Annotated in this window: 15 protein-coding genes; 7 read left to right on the top strand and 8 right to left on the bottom strand. The window is 42.2% G+C overall.

What is annotated here, in order from left to right; translation table 11 throughout:
* The first annotated feature begins 113 nt into the window (after positions 1 to 113).
* The 3 genes from H6G92_RS05640 (at position 114) to H6G92_RS05650 (ending at position 1,231) form a co-directional block, all read left to right on the top strand.
* Entirely contained in the window at positions 114 to 407 is a 294-nt protein-coding gene (locus H6G92_RS05640) for a hypothetical protein (RefSeq protein ID WP_190891619.1), read from the top strand.
* Positions 408 to 594: 187 nt separating this feature from the next.
* On the top strand, positions 595 to 810 hold the full coding sequence (locus H6G92_RS05645; protein ID WP_190891621.1) for a hypothetical protein: 216 nt from the start codon (positions 595 to 597) through the stop codon (positions 808 to 810).
* Positions 803 to 1,231 carry an aspartyl protease family protein gene (locus tag H6G92_RS05650; protein ID WP_190891624.1) on the top strand — a complete coding sequence of 143 codons (429 nt, stop codon included), beginning with the start codon at positions 803 to 805 and terminating at the stop codon, positions 1,229 to 1,231. The genes H6G92_RS05645 and H6G92_RS05650 overlap by 8 nt, the downstream gene beginning before the upstream one ends.
* Before the next feature lie 314 nt (positions 1,232 to 1,545).
* On the opposite strand, the gene H6G92_RS05655 is transcribed toward H6G92_RS05650, so the two are convergent.
* Both H6G92_RS05655 and H6G92_RS05660 read right to left on the bottom strand, forming a co-directional pair.
* A complete protein-coding gene (locus H6G92_RS05655) occupies positions 1,546 to 1,875 on the bottom strand; it encodes a type II toxin-antitoxin system PemK/MazF family toxin (protein ID WP_190891626.1) in 330 nt (109 codons plus the stop codon).
* Entirely contained in the window at positions 1,859 to 2,077 is a 219-nt protein-coding gene (locus tag H6G92_RS05660; protein WP_242059052.1) for a hypothetical protein, read from the bottom strand. Before H6G92_RS05660 ends, H6G92_RS05655 begins: the two co-directional genes overlap by 17 nt.
* A gap of 219 nt (positions 2,078 to 2,296) precedes the next feature.
* Between H6G92_RS05660 and H6G92_RS05665 the strand changes: the two genes are divergently transcribed.
* Together H6G92_RS05665 and H6G92_RS05670 are read left to right on the top strand one after the other, a co-directional pair.
* On the top strand, positions 2,297 to 2,518 hold the full coding sequence (locus H6G92_RS05665; RefSeq protein WP_190891631.1) for a hypothetical protein: 222 nt from the start codon (positions 2,297 to 2,299) through the stop codon (positions 2,516 to 2,518).
* On the top strand, positions 2,506 to 2,949 hold the full coding sequence (locus H6G92_RS05670) for a type II toxin-antitoxin system VapC family toxin (protein WP_190891640.1): 444 nt from the start codon (positions 2,506 to 2,508) through the stop codon (positions 2,947 to 2,949). Before H6G92_RS05665 ends, H6G92_RS05670 begins: the two co-directional genes overlap by 13 nt.
* A gap of 174 nt (positions 2,950 to 3,123) precedes the next feature.
* Here H6G92_RS05670 and H6G92_RS05675 read toward each other — a convergent pair whose 3' ends face one another.
* Both H6G92_RS05675 and H6G92_RS05680 read right to left on the bottom strand, forming a co-directional pair.
* Positions 3,124 to 3,900, bottom strand: a complete 777-nt coding sequence (locus H6G92_RS05675) for a hypothetical protein (protein WP_190891642.1) — start codon at positions 3,898 to 3,900, stop codon at positions 3,124 to 3,126.
* A gap of 143 nt (positions 3,901 to 4,043) precedes the next feature.
* Positions 4,044 to 8,030, bottom strand: coding sequence for a magnesium chelatase subunit H (locus H6G92_RS05680; protein ID WP_190891644.1), 3,987 nt, complete (start codon positions 8,028 to 8,030; stop codon positions 4,044 to 4,046).
* Positions 8,031 to 8,332: 302 nt separating this feature from the next.
* On the opposite strand from H6G92_RS05680, the gene H6G92_RS05685 reads away from it, so the two are divergent.
* Complete coding sequence (locus tag H6G92_RS05685) at positions 8,333 to 9,616, top strand: lipid-A-disaccharide synthase (protein ID WP_190891647.1); 1,284 nt, start codon at positions 8,333 to 8,335, stop codon at positions 9,614 to 9,616.
* 6 nt (positions 9,617 to 9,622) lie between these two features.
* Here the strand turns inward: H6G92_RS05685 and H6G92_RS05690 are convergent, their stop codons facing one another.
* On the bottom strand, positions 9,623 to 10,201 hold the full coding sequence (locus H6G92_RS05690) for a hypothetical protein (RefSeq protein WP_190891649.1): 579 nt from the start codon (positions 10,199 to 10,201) through the stop codon (positions 9,623 to 9,625).
* A gap of 152 nt (positions 10,202 to 10,353) precedes the next feature.
* Positions 10,354 to 10,740 carry a hypothetical protein gene (locus H6G92_RS05695; RefSeq protein WP_190891652.1) on the bottom strand — a complete coding sequence of 129 codons (387 nt, stop codon included), beginning with the start codon at positions 10,738 to 10,740 and terminating at the stop codon, positions 10,354 to 10,356.
* A 716-nt stretch (positions 10,741 to 11,456) separates the two neighbouring features.
* On the opposite strand from H6G92_RS05695, the gene H6G92_RS05700 reads away from it, so the two are divergent.
* Positions 11,457 to 12,362, top strand: coding sequence for a cation diffusion facilitator family transporter (locus H6G92_RS05700; RefSeq protein WP_190891654.1), 906 nt, complete (start codon positions 11,457 to 11,459; stop codon positions 12,360 to 12,362).
* Between the two features lie 79 nt (positions 12,363 to 12,441).
* Here H6G92_RS05700 and H6G92_RS05705 read toward each other — a convergent pair whose 3' ends face one another.
* Positions 12,442 to 12,846 (bottom strand): response regulator, encoded by a 405-nt coding sequence (locus tag H6G92_RS05705; protein ID WP_190891656.1) that lies wholly within the window; start codon positions 12,844 to 12,846, stop codon positions 12,442 to 12,444.
* Between the two features lie 795 nt (positions 12,847 to 13,641).
* Positions 13,642 to 15,261, bottom strand: coding sequence for a glutamine-hydrolyzing GMP synthase (gene guaA, locus H6G92_RS05710; RefSeq protein WP_190891658.1), 1,620 nt, complete (start codon positions 15,259 to 15,261; stop codon positions 13,642 to 13,644).
* Between the last annotated feature and the right edge of the window lie 33 nt (positions 15,262 to 15,294).

Consider the following 15,294-nt stretch of genomic DNA (forward strand, 5'->3'; position numbering starts at 1 on the left):
GTGATAAGAGTAATTTTATGGATTTAATTTAGACCTAGGATTCAAAATTTACTATGTGTTTTTACTTATTAATTTGTATCTGTCTCTTGTTTGGGGATAAACGCAATTAGCAAATGCGATCGCTCAACAAGCAAATGCGATCGCCGAACAAGCAAATGTTGTCGCCAAACAAGCAAATGCGATCGCTCAACAAGCAAATGCTGTCGCCCAACAAGCAAATGCGATCGCTCAACAAGCAAATGCGATCGCTCAACAAGCAAATGCGATCGCTCAACAAGCAAATGCGATCGCCAAACAAGCAAATGCTGTCGCCAAACAAGCAAATGCGATCGCCAAACAAGCAAATGCGATCGCTCAAATTGAACGTTGCATATACTTTGTTAATGTTGGATCAACTGATAGTTTGAGTCTTTTTGCCGTTGCGATCGCTGATTGTATGATGCCATTTTAGGCGATCGCATTATTAGCTGCTTGAATTGTCTCATCTGTAAGTTGCAGACGTGATTATTCTAGTTGTAGCTTGGGGTAAACGCAGTTAAACCCAACGAATAAACTATGATCAAGAAGCAGACTTGATTTACTAGAGTGCTTTGCATGGTTTCAGCAGAATTAATCTCCACTTTGCGAGAACTTAGTCGAGCAGATAAGTTTTATATTATGCAGGTTTTAATCTCAGAGTTAGCCCAACAGGAAACCGAGCTGATTAAGCCCGATCAGTCCTATCCTGTGTGGTCGCCTTATGATGCAGTTGAAGCAGCAGATACTATGTTAAAAGTGCTACAAGCTGCTAAAACTCAAGACCATGCGTAACGCACAACGGTATTCCTTTATCCCGATTGATGTTGCATTGGGCGAAGCCAGTTTCCGCCCCTATCTACCCCTTACTTTGATCTACCAGCAAAGTTCTGCGATCGCATCCGGTCTGTTGGATACTGGAGCAAGCGTGAATGTGCTTCCTTACTCAGTAGGAGTTGAGCTTGGGTATGTGTGGGAACAGCAGACAACTGTATTGAGTTTGACAGGTAATTTAGCTCAATACGAGGCGCGTGTCGTGGTTCTTGAAGCAGTAGTTGGGCAATTTGAAGCTGTACAACTTGTATTTGCATGGACACAGGCTACAAACGTACCTCTGATTTTGGGGCAAGTTAACTTCTTTATGGAGTTTGATGTTTGTTTCTACCGTTCCCATTTACAGTTTGAGATCAGCCCTAAATCATTAGCCTCAGAGTAAATTTATTGTAGTTGCCAGCTACCTAATGCATCAATGTAGAGGACGGAAGCCATTGGTGAAGATAATTGATAATTATAAAGAGCGATGTCTACGACGGGCTACGCCTACGCCTTTCAGAAAACCTCAAAATCAAGTGATCGCCTATTGTGGAAGAATATGCGATCGCCTTGTTTAGGCATTCATATCAAGTTCGGGTAATTACTTATTATTAAAATCTCTTTACGTCCCCGCATCAGTCCTAATGATAAGTCTTCAACCGAACATGATATCAATTATCAATTTTGTGAAGTTGCCAATACTATTGCTGACTCCTATCACAACCCCAACCAATACCGCAAAGATTGCTCTAAAAGTTCTGCATCAGCATCAGCTAACTTACCAATCACTTTGACAACTAAGCTTTTATGAACTGTGTATAAACCTCTCTTGACTGCTGTAGCCACGTTTAGCCCTGCTGCTGCCCATTCAGACAAGACAAACTCACCTTCTAGCAATGCTCCAGTTTTGCTCGTCAAGGGCGTGATTAAAATGTCTTGAGAAACGTGTGGCGCACTTACAACAACAGCAGGTCTAACCTTTGAACTGGACAAATCTGAAAAGGGATACTGAACCAAAATGATGTCATTTTTAGAGTAGTTGGGCATAAACATCATCCTCAGCGTTATCCCAAACTGACGAGAGTGATGTTTGACTGGTTTGAAGCCAAAATTCAGTTTCATCATCAGGAAGCAGCGTCACTAACACTCTTGTCCCTTCTGGTAATTCCTCTGATTCCAGCAATTCGATTTTTCCTTCCCGAACAGTAGCCCAAAGCGTTTTTAGCATATGTGTTTTATGAATAGTCATGCTTTAATTTTATGCTTCGATAGTTTATGAGGAGCGATCGCCTTGCAGAAAACCTCAAAAATAAGGCGATCGCTGTTGTGGAAGAGTGAGTGCGATCGCAATGGTTATTCTGATAAACAAGCAGATATCGAGCCTGTCTAGGTTTATTTATAAAATAAAGAAACGCAGTCTTCTGTGTATATTTGACTTAAAGTCCAGAGAAGTGGCAGTGAATATTTTATGTCTAATTATCAAGAAGTACTATTGCAAGCTCAAAGCCTAACTCCTGAAGAGCAAGTACGCTTAATTGAAGAATTGTCAAGCTTAATTCGTCAACAGGTGACGATGATACCTAAGCAAAAGCATAGCATCCTCGAATTACGTGGATTAGGTAAAGAAATCTGGAATGGCATTGATGCTCAAGAATACATTAATCAGGAACGTGATTCATGGAATGGCTAGTCCAACTACAGGGGCAAATTGTAGGTTTGGATACTGCTCCACTAATTTACTTTATTGAAGAAAATCCTAATTATTTAGATGTTATAGATGCTTTTTTTGAAGCGATGTTTCGTGGTGATTTTAGGGTTGTAACATCAGTTTTGACTATCACGGAAGTGTTAGTCTATCCCTTGCGACAAGGAAACACAGCATTAGCTCAACAATATCGTGAAATTCTATTTAATTCCCAAGGTTTGACTACTATAGAAGTTTTCCCTGAAATTGCTGAAAATGCAGCACAATTAAGGGCAAATTATAACTTAAGAACCCCAGATGCTATTCAAATGGCTACTGCTATTCGTGGAGGTGCATCATTTTTCTTGACAAATGATGCGCGGTTGCCGTCTTTACCAGCGTTAACAGTGTTAGTGTTGGATACACTCATAGTTTGAGTCTTTTTTGTATGTTGCGATCGCTTGTTGTGGAAGAGTTAGCGATAGCTTTATGTAGGCATTCAATTTTTAATGAAGCTATAACTTTCCACATTTTCAAACAGCTTTAAGAATACACAGATTAAGCTTGAATAAACTGTCCATTGCACTCAAAGCTTAGACTACAGCAGTATACTACTCATATGAAGAATAATTATTCCAAGTAACATCTGTAAGTAGTTCTTTTAACTCTGTTGTTATTCTCTTAGCTTCCACAATAAACTCAGGCACATAATCCAGAGTAACAACGTAAATAGTTGTTCCCGTCACTTCTTTAGTTTGCCGAGGAAAATGTAGAAAGCCTTTCTTAATTGCATCAACAACTAATTTACCATCAACATCCAAGTAACTCTCGAACAGAGAGCCATCCACTACGATTACTGGAAAAATAAATGTTAGACGTTTATTTTCATCTGCCAAAATCTTTAAAGCAACTGCGGCTTTTAAAGCACTCATAGCAGCTTTGTATGTATTGTCAATGCTGGATGTGAATGCTTCAGTCATAGAATAACCATTACGGCCTTTCTTATTAAACCAAGTAAGCACATCTCCTCGCGCTAGAATTTCTAGAGTTTTATTAATAAATAGTTTCTTTCCAACTTCAGAGTATAGGCAGTATGCAAAGTATTTATTGTAATTTGCGAAGGTATTTTCAGATGTGAATAAAACCCAAGGTCTTGATACCGATTTGCACTCAATCACAAAGTACACATCAAAGACATCTATAACATAAGTAGAGTTGCAAACAACAATATCAATTTCCCTAACTTCATTGCTTTCAGGATCGATGTAGAAAGAGGATTGCCTAACTTCAAAATCTGATTCAGCAAAAGCTTTAGCTACTTTCATTTCAAGAGGATAACCTTGCTCTTCTAACCAGGCCTGGACTTTCTTTTTAAGTTCGTCTTTCATAATAAGCGGTATCTTCAAAACCAAGTCAACAGTTTGCGAATAGCTTTCGCTAATCTATTTTTTTTCAGCATCTCGTGAAAAATTATATAGATGTGAAAGGCACGGTATTACCGTGCCTTCTGTCTTATTGGTTATGTATAAACCTAGTCTATCCCTTCAATTCGGTCTTCAACTTCTTGGTACAACTCGCGTAGACGATCTAAATTATCCTCGCTAGTCTCCCAATAACCGCGTCCATTCACTTCCAACAAAGTTGATACAATCTTGCGGAAAGAATGGGGATTAAGGTTTAACAACCGTTTCTGCATTTCTTCATCTTTGATGAAGGTTTCGTTAGTATCCTCATAAATCCAGTTATCCACAGCGCCGGCTGTCGCACTCCAACCTGTTGTATTTACCAACCGCTTGGAGAGTTCGCGCACACCTTCGTAACCGTGAGACAGCATCCCCTCGTACCATTTGGGATTTAATAATTTGGTACGCGCATCCAAGCGCACGGTTTCTGATAATGTCCGCACTTGGGCGTTAGCTGTGGTTGTATCTGCAATGTAAGATGCTGGTTTTTTACCATCACCCCGCAGACTTGCCACTAGCTTAGTGGGATCTGAATCGAAGTAATGAGAAACGTCCGTTAAGCTAATCTCGGAAGAATCTAAATTTTGGAAAGTTGCATCAGCAGTTTTCAATGTACTTTCAAAAATCTGCCGGGATTCGTCCATGATTCCGGGGTTATCGGAATTGAAGGAGAAAGATTTCCGGTTGAGATACATTTCCTGCAACTCGGCTTCGCTATCCCAAGTGCTGTTTTCTACCGCCAAGTTGATATTTGACGAGTAGGAACCAGAAGCGTTGGAGAAAACGCGCGTCGCTGCTTGACGCAGATTAATCCCCATATCTTCGGCTTGTTGCAAAGCGTGTTTGCGAACAAAGTTCATTTCTAAGGGTTCATCCGCCTCAGCGGCCATCTTCACCCCTTGGTCTAGCAGGTTCATTTGGTTGATGAACAAGTCGCGGAATACTCCAGAACAGTTGATTACTACATCTATTCTGGGGCGTCCCAACTCTTCTAGAGATATCAATTCCAACTTGTTCACCCGTCCCAAGGCATCTGGAACTGGGCGCACGCCTACCATCCACATAATTTGCGCTAGGGATTCACCGTAAGTTTTGATGTTATCGGTTCCCCAAAGGACGCAGGCGATAGTTTCTGGCCATTTTCCTTCGTTTTCTGCCTTATTACGTGCTAAAAGCCTGTCTACAACGATTTTGGCTGATTGTACTGCTGCTGTTGTTGGGATAGATTGCGGATCGAGTGCATGGATATTCTTACCCGTGGGCAATACATCCGGGTTGCGGATGGGATCGCCACCTGGGCCAGGTAGAACGTACTCACCTTCTAAGCCTTTGAGTAATGCTCCCAGTTCGTTGTCGGCACAAACTTGTTGCAGGCAGAATTCCAAATACTCAAATAATGGTTTTAGGGCTGCGCCATCCACTTTGGGATAGCCGAGTTTATGCAATGCTTCTACCCAAGGTTCTTTTTTACCCATGTTGAAGAAATTCAACCGGGAAACCAAAGAAACTCGTCCTTCGGCGTCGATTTGCTCTTGGACAAGGGCGGTAACTGCTGCACGGGTTGCCAAAGTGATATCTTGCAATAACTGGACATCTTCTAAAATGCCTCTGTCATTATTTTGGTAAATATCATCAATGTTACGCCCAATGCTGTTGGCGATAATTCCCGGTAAGCCTTGAAGTCCTTCTTCTTGACGTTCTAGACTAGCAATGTTGACGAGAGTTGCGATCGCTTCTTCTGCACTTGGCGGTTTACCAATGACGTGCAACCCACAAGGCAACAACCGCGACTCGATTTCCATCAACTTGCGGTAGACGTTGCCAACAATATTATCGCGATCGTCGGTACTCATGTCTCTGGCATCGGTTTCTGGCAGGTGAATATCCTTATCCAGATTCACGATCCGGCATTTATCCATGATGCTGTTAACAATGGAAACACCGCGTCCACTATCTTTTAAGGTTTGGTAGGAAGCAATTAATTCGCTGAGTTCCTTCAAACCTTTATACAAACCAGCATTTTCTGCCGGCGGTGTCAAGTAAGAAATTGTTTCGGCGTAACTCCGGCGTTTGGCTATTGTCGCCTCACTCGGATTATTGGCTGCGTAGTAATACAAGTTAGGAATTGAGCCAATCAAGTTATCTGGATAACAATCACCAGACATTCCCATCTGTTTACCTGGCATGAATTCCAAGGAACCGTGTGTACCAAAGTGCAGTACAGCATCAGCTTTCCAAACTTGCTCTAAATAAGTGTAGTAGGCAGCAAAACCGTGGTGAGGACTAGCTGAACGGGAGAATAACAACCGCATCGGGTCGCCTTCGTAACCAAATGTAGGTTGTACACCGATGAAGACGTTACCAAATTGCTTACCATAAATCAACAGGTTTTGCCCGTCGCTGTTAAGATGTCCGGGAGGTGGGCCCCAGTTTTCCTCAAGGCGTTGAGAGTAGGGTGTCAGCGCCTCATACTCAGGAACAGACATTTTGTAAGCAATGTTCAGTTCTGGGCTGTTGTACTGCGCTTGGGCATCATGGATGACTTCCTGCATCAACGCTTCGGCGGATTCTGGCAATTCCGGCAAGTCGTAGCCGTTATTTTTCAGAGCTTTCATCACCTCGTAGATGGAGCCGAATACATCCAAGTAAGCGGCGGTTCCGACGTTGCCTTTATCTGGCGGGAAGCTGAAAACGGTGATGGCGACTTTTTTATCCAGCTTCGGCTTGCGGCGCAGATTTGCCCATTTTAAGGCGCGTTCGGCTACCGCTTCAACCCGATCGCGCAGTGCGATCGCTTTTCCTGTAGTTCCATCTCTACCCGATAAGATAATCGGCTCAATTGCCCCATCCAATTCAGGAATCGCAATTTGCAAAGCGACTTGAATTGGATGTAACCCTAAATCGCTATCCATCCACTCTTCTGTGGTTTGGAATACTAAGGGTAACGCCACCATATAAGGACGGTTTAAGCGTTTGAGTGATTCAATTGCCTTGGGATGATCTTGTCTAGCTGGGCCACCTACTAAAGCAAAACCAGTCAGCGATATCACTGCATCTACCAATTGTGTATTGGTAGTTGGTTCATAGAAGTAAGCATCCACAGGCTTGGAGAAATCCAAACCACCAGCAAACACAGGTAGTACCCGTGCGCCTAGTGCTTCTAACTCCTGCACCATTGCTACATAATGGGCATCATCGCCTGTAACAAGGTGAGTGCGTTGCAATACTAACCCGACACAAGGAGCTAGGGGATCTTTAAGATCACTAGAAATATCCTTACGAGCTGTGTACCAATTAAGGTACTCTCTGACATCTTCAAACATACTGGGAGCCAAAGGATGCCAAATCCCTAAATCGGGATAAACCACCGGCTGTTCGTATGTAGAAGGTGCAAAATTTTGTTTTTCTAAACCTTTAAATACATATTTATCAGCTAGCATCAGCAAGAAGTTTTCCAGGTTTTCTGGTGAACCACCTAGCCAATACTGAAAACTGAGCATGAAATTTCGCGCGTCTTGTGCTTTATCCATTGGTAGGAACTTCAGCACTTGCGGCAGCGTTCGCAAAAGCTTCAGCATCCCATCTTGGAATCCCGCACCGGATTTTTCTTTGCGTTTCCGCATGAATTGGGCGATTACACTCTTTGACTGACCCAACTGTGCCAAGGAAAAGCTGCCCATTTTATTCAGGCGCATTACTTCTGGCATGGAGGGAAATACAACAGAAACGTCCAGATGATCGCGGTGTGGTTCTACTGCTGCTACTACTTTCTGTGCTAAGTCTTCGATGAAAATAAGGGAAGCGATGAAGATATTCGCATTCTCAATTTCTCGTTTGAACTCTTCGTAGTTCTCTGGGTCGCGGAGTTCCTCAATCAAGTACCCGCTGATTTCAATCGCCAAGTTGGGATTGTTCGCGTTAATCGTGCGAACCGCTTGCGACAATGCACTCTGGTACTGGGACTCAAGCACGACATAGACCACCTTGATTAAACTACGTCCGCGTAAGTTATCAGGCGCAATGTGTCTAATGGTGGACTTGACGTGTGTGAACATGCTTCTTCGGCTCCTTTGATGCGTGTTCTCTCTGGAAGTTCCTAGCGGCATCATCAGCCACAGGTAACTTGTGATCTTTTAGGCAATATCTGTTTTTTATCAGAAAACGCTTGCCCAGTAGGCATTTTATCGCCTATATGACACAAATCGATATAAAAAACGAAATATTTCTTTGTAATTGTTGACTTTGCATAAAAGTAATGGCTCACTATTATGTAAAGTTTTTGTAATATTTATTTTTAGTAGTTAAATAGCTAAATGGCTATTTAATTATTTCAAATTGCCGAATGTACGATTAACTAATGACTCAAGTAGATATTCTCATCCTTTCAAATGGCCCAGGTGAAGTAACAACTTGGGTGCGTCCAGTAGTGAAAGCGTTGCGGCAAGAACTAGGGACTGACCCTTCTGTAGTAAGGATTTCTGTGGTATTATCACCTTGCTCAAATGCTAGTGGTAAAGAAGGTGCGATCGCTCTTTCTTACCCAGAAGTAGATAGAGTTCAGGGAGCAGAGCATTTTTGGCAATTTTTGCTCTGGGGTAAAACCTTTGAGAATTGGGATTGGAGAAGTCGGGGCGTAGTTGTTTTCCTCGGTGGCGATCAAATTTTCCCTGTAGTTATAGGTAAAAAGCTCGGATATCGCACAGTAGTTTACGCCGAATGGTCAGCTAGGTGGTATAACTGGATTGATCGCTTTGGCGTTATGAAACCCGAAGTTGCTGCTGGTGTCCCCCAGAAATATGCTCACAAATTCACTGTTGTTGGTGATTTGATGGTAGAAGCAGCAGGGGAAGCAGGGGAGAGCCTAGATTCAAATTCCCCTTTGCCTATCACTCCATCACTCAAAACTGAATTGATTGGTTTACTGCCTGGATCAAAAGCGGCAAAATTAGCCCAAGGAGTACCATTAAGTCTAGGCATTGCCGAATATGTGCATGCAAAAAGGCCCCAAACCAAATTTGTGATTCCTGTAGCCCCAACTTTGGATTTACAAACTTTAGCTAGTTTTGCCGATCCCCAAAAGAACCCTATTGCTGAAACCTTTGGCTTTGGCGGTGCTTCCTTAATTTTCCCAAAGGACGCTACAAGCAAGGCATTGCTCAAAACAACAACAGGCTTAACTGTGGAACTGTGGCAAGAAAACCCTGCATATCACTTATTATCCCAATGCTGTATCTGCTTGACTACAGTAGGGGCAAACACTGCCGAACTCGGTGCTTTAGGGATGCCAATGATTGTTTTACTGCCAACACAGCAACTTGATGCCATGCGTGCTTGGGATGGTTTACCTGGGTTGTTGGCAAATCTGCCAGGGGTAGGTACATCCTTTGCCAACGTGATTAATTGGTTATTCCTGAGATTTGTGAGACACAAAGGTTTATTAGCATGGCCAAATATCTGGGCACAGGAAGAGATAGTGCCAGAACTTATGGGAAAACTTCAACCGCAAGAAATTGGGGAAATGGTTGTAGACTTTTTAACCCATCCAGAAAAATTGGCTGATATCCGCGCTAAACTCCGCAAGATTCGTGGCGAAAGCGGTGCAGCCCAGAAAATAGCACAGATTGTTGGTGAGGAAATTTAGTAACAATTAAAGATCAACAGATTCTAAATCATCTGGCAAAGTTGAGTCATTAAGGGCATTACGGAAGTATTTTCCTGCCAATCCAGTCGCTGAAAAAATTGGTGTACCAGCCTGTAGGTCAAAAATATAAGCCGTGTACTTTGTTGAACGACGAGGATTTGAACTTTGAAAGCCGCTAATGTCAAAGTTTCCTTTGACTACTACTAACATCAATGGTGGTTCTTTACCCATAAACTCAAACTCACCAAAACCAGTAGAAGGAATTTCAGCAGCTTTGATTGAACGGGCAAAGATTGCTTCCGGTGTGCCACTGAGTATCTTAAATTGGCAAGAGTTCGCAAGGGTATAGTTTACAGCCGCTTGCCTAATCTCCTTTTCCGAAGCTGATGTCAGCGGACGTTTTTGAAATATAGTTAACCGATTAGTTTCTTCAGGAAAGATTTTTTGGAATATTTCGGGCGGAAGGGTGCTAAGTTGATTCTGAATTGAGCAACGATCTGACAAAGCATTTGACAAAGCAGATACAGATAGTACTGTACAAATACTTGCTGACACTAATGCCAAGCTCACTAAAAGTTTTTTCATAATTTTATTTTTAATAAATTTCTATGCTCCATAATTCTAATAAAAAAATCTAATCTTTCGGATTAGGGACGTATTATTGCGCCTACATAGTGTTGCTTAATAGAGAGAGGATAAAGAAGTCATAAATTTCTCCCTCATCCCCCTGATCTTCATTAATCCGAAGATTCTCCATCCCTGCGCCCAAGTTCATAAATGCCAGCACCCATACAAGCTAATATACCTGTACTAATTCCCCAGCTCTCACCTAAACTAATTTCCAGACCCCAGTTACATAAAGCACCAACTACCAAAAAAGGCAAGATGCTGAATAATGATGCATAGAAAGCGTTTTGGGATTCTCTGGCTTTACGAGTCTTTTCAAATTCTGTCTGGCTGGTGTAAAGCGATCGCTCCGCAAAGTTAAACCAGCGGTTGAGTTGCTCGATTACCCATTCATTGACTGGGGAAAAACCTAGATATAGCGCCAATGACCACAAACTCGCTCCTGCGATCGCGATCGTGTTTAACTCAAAGCGGAAAGGCAAAATTTCAGTGAGCATTGCTTATCAGAGTCCTGCAAAGGGTTGACTTTAGCTTTTAGTAGATGCTAAATAAACCTCTTGTGCAATTTTAAGCATAAAGGTCAACAAGATTTCAACTACTTGGCAACTCTCCTGCTCCTTAAAAGTCCAATACGAATTCAGTAAAAAACTAACCCCCCAGCCCCCTTCCCTGCTAGGGAAGGGAGAGCCAAACTCCCCTCTTTGCGTCGGAGAGGGTTTGGGGGAGAGGTTCTTCCAGGATTACTGAATTGGTGTTCTAGTAAATAGAACTCATTAAGCTCGTTAGTTACAGCACTTACGGCAGCTATGAGGTACATCCCCAAATCTGAAAGCTTTGATAGGAGAGGGCAAGGAGAAAAACTGTATTGCATAATAGCCGGAAGCGCTGTATCCGTAGTAAGTAGAGACCATTGATAGTCATCATAATATGTTTGAATACAAATCAGTATGGACTGACTGGATGTATGAATAACAAATTAAAATATTTCTCTAATTAATGCTAAATATCTGCTTTGATCTGTAAAGCTATTACTAATGCTTATCTACTTTGTAGCTGCTATTAGTTAAAAATAATCTCAACAAGTTGCTATAAAAATAGAGGCTATAGAGAGATTTCATTATTACTGTGTAAGACTTTGATACAGTTTATTTGTGTTTATTTGTATTTTGAGTTCTACATTAGAAGTCATAGAACTTGATGTGATAAATTATCCATGACTTACGATAACCGCGCCGAAGTGCGAAAGGTTTTAATTATTACCCTACTGCTCAATCTGTTTGTAATGGGATTGAAAGCACTTGTGGGCTACTGGACAGGTTCTTTAAGTTTGCTAGCTGATGCATTGCATAGTGTGACAGATAGTGCTAACAACGTTTTAGGATTAATTGCAAGTAAATTTTCTTCTCCACAACCCGATCGCGAGCATCCCTATGGACACAGCAAGTTTGAAGCTGTGGGAGCGTTAGGAATAGCCTCGTTTTTAGGAATAGCCTGTTTTGAAATTCTTCAAGGAGCAATTGAGCGGATTCTCAAAGGTGGTGGTGAACCTGTGAGAATATCGCCACCAGAGTTGTGGTTATTACTAATTGTGCTGGGTGTGAATATTTTTGTGGCGTTTTACGAACGTAGTGTGGGTAGGCGCGTAGGTAGCTCAATTCTCATAGCTGACGCGACACATACCATGAGCGATATTTGGGTGACAATCTCTGTAATTGGCGGATTGATAGGAGTTTGGCTAGGTTATCAATGGATGGATTTAGTGTTAGCTTTTCCTGTAGCTTTGTTGGTATTTTGGAGTGGCTGGTCAGTTTTAAAAGAGAATTTGCCTTGGCTTGTGGATCAAATGGCGATCGCACCAGAAGCAATTCATGCGATCGCTACTTCTGTTCCAGGTGTAATTAACTGTCATGATATTGCTTCTCGCGGTGTTCTTGGTCGTCAAGTGTTTATTGAAATGCATTTAATAGTAGATGCACCAGACGTAGAAACCGCCCATCACATCACCGAAGAAGTAGAAAGTCGATTAGAAGAACGGTTCCGTCCAATGAGGATTTTAATTCACGTGGAGCCTCCAGCATATAAGTCTGAGCAAATTAGCTTTGATACTGGAGCAAAGTAGTCTCAGTAATTTAAAATCACACCCAGTTTAAATGTAAATAAGCGCATTTTAATGACCGACAAATGACTGCATCTTTGTGTTAACTCTTATAAGAAGCAATCAAATTTGCCACAATTGCAACTAGTTCCCCTGGATCAACTGGTTTAGGCACATGAGTCTGAAAACCCGCTTCCAGGGCACGGCTACGATACTCGCTATCACCATAGGCAGTTAAGGCGATCGCAGGAAGTTTTTCCCAAATATCAGGCTTCAGCGCCCTGATCTTGCGGATGAGGGTGTAGCCATCTTCACCAGGCATAGCAATATCACAAATCAAGACATCTGGTTGCAACTCAGGTAGTACTTTCAATGCTACCGCTGCCGATGCAACTGCCATGACGGTGGCTCCATCAGCTTCCAATACGGTAGTAATGTAAAAGCGGCTATCGTCATCATCATCAACTACGAGGATGTTTAAGCCAGCAAGGGGGAGAGGAGGTTCCATAACATCTCCATTAATGTTTATCAAATCAAAGTTGTTTCTAATGAGCTGCTGGTTTTTTATCAATGACCACACCATTGGTAATTTTACTGCGATCACGCCTACTTTTCTAGACAATAATTCAATTTTTCCACCCACCATCCAATTTATTGTTAACTGTTAGCTGGTATTTATAATTATTGACTGGATAAAATTACGTTATATTTAAATTACTTTACATTTGGAAAATTCACTTTAAAAAATAGTCAGAATTGCAAAATTATTTTGCTAGTTGCTGCCTGCTTTTTTATTAAATAAATCGCAGTTTGATGAATTTTTAGTTTCCATTTTGTTCAAAATCGAAAGTATTAAAATTACTGAAAGTTTTGCAAATATGAGATTTTGCTCCTCAGCTAAAAAACATCTAAATTGCATAATCAAATTAAATCAAACTCTTATAAAGGTGAGCAGCGTTCGACTGAGCATCTTTGCATTGAGCTTGCCTAAGTGTCAGACCGAAGTCTTATCCGCCCTAGCTATTTACAGTAGATTTCAAGGAAGTTGAAGTACACAAACTAAGTGTCAAAGCCAGCTATATAGCGGTTCCCACTCAGATGCGGTACAACATTATATTAGGTGTAGGGGCACGGCACTGCCGTGCCCCTACTAAACCGAGAGTCAAAAAAATAGACAATGCCAAAGCTCAAAGTGAGTCAGGTCGGCATTGCCCTTTTGAAATATGTGAATCTAAATTACTACAAATAATCTAAATTATTGGAAAGAGTGATGAGCTTTGAATTAAGTCAACTCAAAACTTAATTACTCCCATTCAATGGTTCCAGGCGGCTTAGAGGTAATGTCATAAACCACCCGATTCACACCTTTCACCTCATTCACAATCCGAGTGGAAATCACTTCCAGGACATCGTAAGGCACTCTCGCCCAATCAGCAGTCATGCCATCTTCACTGGTAACAATCCGCAAAACAATGGGGTAAGCGTAGGTACGTTGATCACCCATAACGCCAACACTACGAATTGGCAGCAATACAGCAAATGCTTGCCAGAAATCATGATACATGCCGCGTTGGTTAATTTCTTGTCGCACAATCAAATCGGCATCGCGCAAAATGTTTAACCGCTCAGATGTGACTTCCCCCAAAATACGAATTGCCAAACCAGGCCCAGGAAAAGGTTGCCGTTGGACAATTTCTTCTGGTAAACCAATGGAACGACCAACTTTGCGGACTTCATCTTTAAATAGTTTCCGCAGTGGTTCTACCAATTTAAATCTGAGGTCTTTGGGCAAACCGCCAACATTATGATGACTCTTAATTTTCACCGCTACCCGCTCACCAGTTTGGGGATCAACGTTGGTATCAGCAGATTCGATGACATCTGGATAAAGAGTCCCTTGAGCTAGATAATCAAAGTGACCGAGGCGTTTGGATGTTTCTTCAAATACAGCAATAAATTCGTGTCCGATGCGGCGGCGTTTTTCTTCAGGATCTGTGATATCAGCAACTTTAGCTAAAAAGCGATCGCGGGCATTCACATACTCTACAGGAATATGAAACTGCTCTTGGAAAAGCTTTACTAATCTCTCTGGCTCATACTTTCGCATAAAGCCTTGATCGATAAACACGCAAGTCAGTTGCTCACCAATGGCTTTATACAGCAAGAAGGCCAGGGTAGAAGAATCCACCCCACCAGACAGCGCTAACAGCACTCGCTTCTCACCAACTCTGGCACGAATTTCCCGAATTGCCTCTTCGACAAAAGCCGCTGTTGTCCAAGTAGGTTCGCAATCGCAAATGTGGTAGACAAAATTACGGATTAATGCTATTCCACCAATAGAATGCACCACCTCTGGATGGAATTGAACGCCGTAAAGTTTCTTTTCGTGGTCGGCAATGGCAGCACAGGGAGTATTTTCTGTATGTGCCAGCAATTCAAACCCTGATGGCATTTGGATAACTGAGTCTCCGTGACTCATCCACATCGTAGTACCATCTTCGACGTTAGTGAGCAAATCTGTGGGATCATCAATATATAATGATGCTTTGCCATACTCACCTCGGTCAGCCTTTGCTACTTCCCCACCGAGTTGGTTCACCATCAGCTGCATCCCATAGCAAACACCCAAGACGGGTATTCCCAAATTCCAGATTTCTGGGTCACAATGGGGAGCGTTATCACCATAAACCGAACTCGGCCCACCAGAGAGAATGATTCCCTTAGGATTGAGTTGGCGCAAATGTTCAGAAGTAGTACGATAAGACAAAACTTCAGAGTATACTTGAGTCTCGCGGATGCGACGGGCAATCAACTCAGAATATTGAGAGCCGAAGTCCAGAATTACAATCAATTGGCGATCAAGCCGCCCAAAATTTTCCAATGTTTGGGGCGCTTGTTCTGTTGGTATCACCGCTGTGTTCATGACGGGAGTGTTATGTCTGTTAAGGGTAGATGC

The sequence above is a fragment of the Nostoc foliaceum FACHB-393 genome (assembly GCF_014698505.1).
In the GTDB taxonomy this organism is placed as follows: domain Bacteria; phylum Cyanobacteriota; class Cyanobacteriia; order Cyanobacteriales; family Nostocaceae; genus Nostoc; species Nostoc foliaceum_A.

What these genes read in the sequence shown, in the direction of transcription:
- H6G92_RS05640 (WP_190891619.1), top strand. Translation starts at nt 114, where the DNA reads ATGCGATCGCTCAACAAGCAAATGCGATCGCCGAACAAGCAAATGTTG.
- H6G92_RS05645 (WP_190891621.1), top strand. Translation starts at nt 595, where the DNA reads ATGGTTTCAGCAGAATTAATCTCCACTTTGCGAGAACTTAGTCGAGCA.
- H6G92_RS05650 (WP_190891624.1), top strand. Translation starts at nt 803, where the DNA reads ATGCGTAACGCACAACGGTATTCCTTTATCCCGATTGATGTTGCATTG.
- H6G92_RS05655 (WP_190891626.1), bottom strand. Translation starts at nt 1,875, where the DNA reads ATGCCCAACTACTCTAAAAATGACATCATTTTGGTTCAGTATCCCTTT.
- H6G92_RS05660 (WP_242059052.1), bottom strand. Translation starts at nt 2,077, where the DNA reads ATGACTATTCATAAAACACATATGCTAAAAACGCTTTGGGCTACTGTT.
- H6G92_RS05665 (WP_190891631.1), top strand. Translation starts at nt 2,297, where the DNA reads ATGTCTAATTATCAAGAAGTACTATTGCAAGCTCAAAGCCTAACTCCT.
- H6G92_RS05670 (WP_190891640.1), top strand. Translation starts at nt 2,506, where the DNA reads ATGGAATGGCTAGTCCAACTACAGGGGCAAATTGTAGGTTTGGATACT.
- H6G92_RS05675 (WP_190891642.1), bottom strand. Translation starts at nt 3,900, where the DNA reads ATGAAAGACGAACTTAAAAAGAAAGTCCAGGCCTGGTTAGAAGAGCAA.
- H6G92_RS05680 (WP_190891644.1), bottom strand. Translation starts at nt 8,030, where the DNA reads ATGTTCACACACGTCAAGTCCACCATTAGACACATTGCGCCTGATAAC.
- H6G92_RS05685 (WP_190891647.1), top strand. Translation starts at nt 8,333, where the DNA reads ATGACTCAAGTAGATATTCTCATCCTTTCAAATGGCCCAGGTGAAGTA.
- H6G92_RS05690 (WP_190891649.1), bottom strand. Translation starts at nt 10,201, where the DNA reads ATGAAAAAACTTTTAGTGAGCTTGGCATTAGTGTCAGCAAGTATTTGT.
- H6G92_RS05695 (WP_190891652.1), bottom strand. Translation starts at nt 10,740, where the DNA reads ATGCTCACTGAAATTTTGCCTTTCCGCTTTGAGTTAAACACGATCGCG.
- H6G92_RS05700 (WP_190891654.1), top strand. Translation starts at nt 11,457, where the DNA reads ATGACTTACGATAACCGCGCCGAAGTGCGAAAGGTTTTAATTATTACC.
- H6G92_RS05705 (WP_190891656.1), bottom strand. Translation starts at nt 12,846, where the DNA reads ATGGAACCTCCTCTCCCCCTTGCTGGCTTAAACATCCTCGTAGTTGAT.
- guaA (WP_190891658.1), bottom strand. Translation starts at nt 15,261, where the DNA reads ATGAACACAGCGGTGATACCAACAGAACAAGCGCCCCAAACATTGGAA.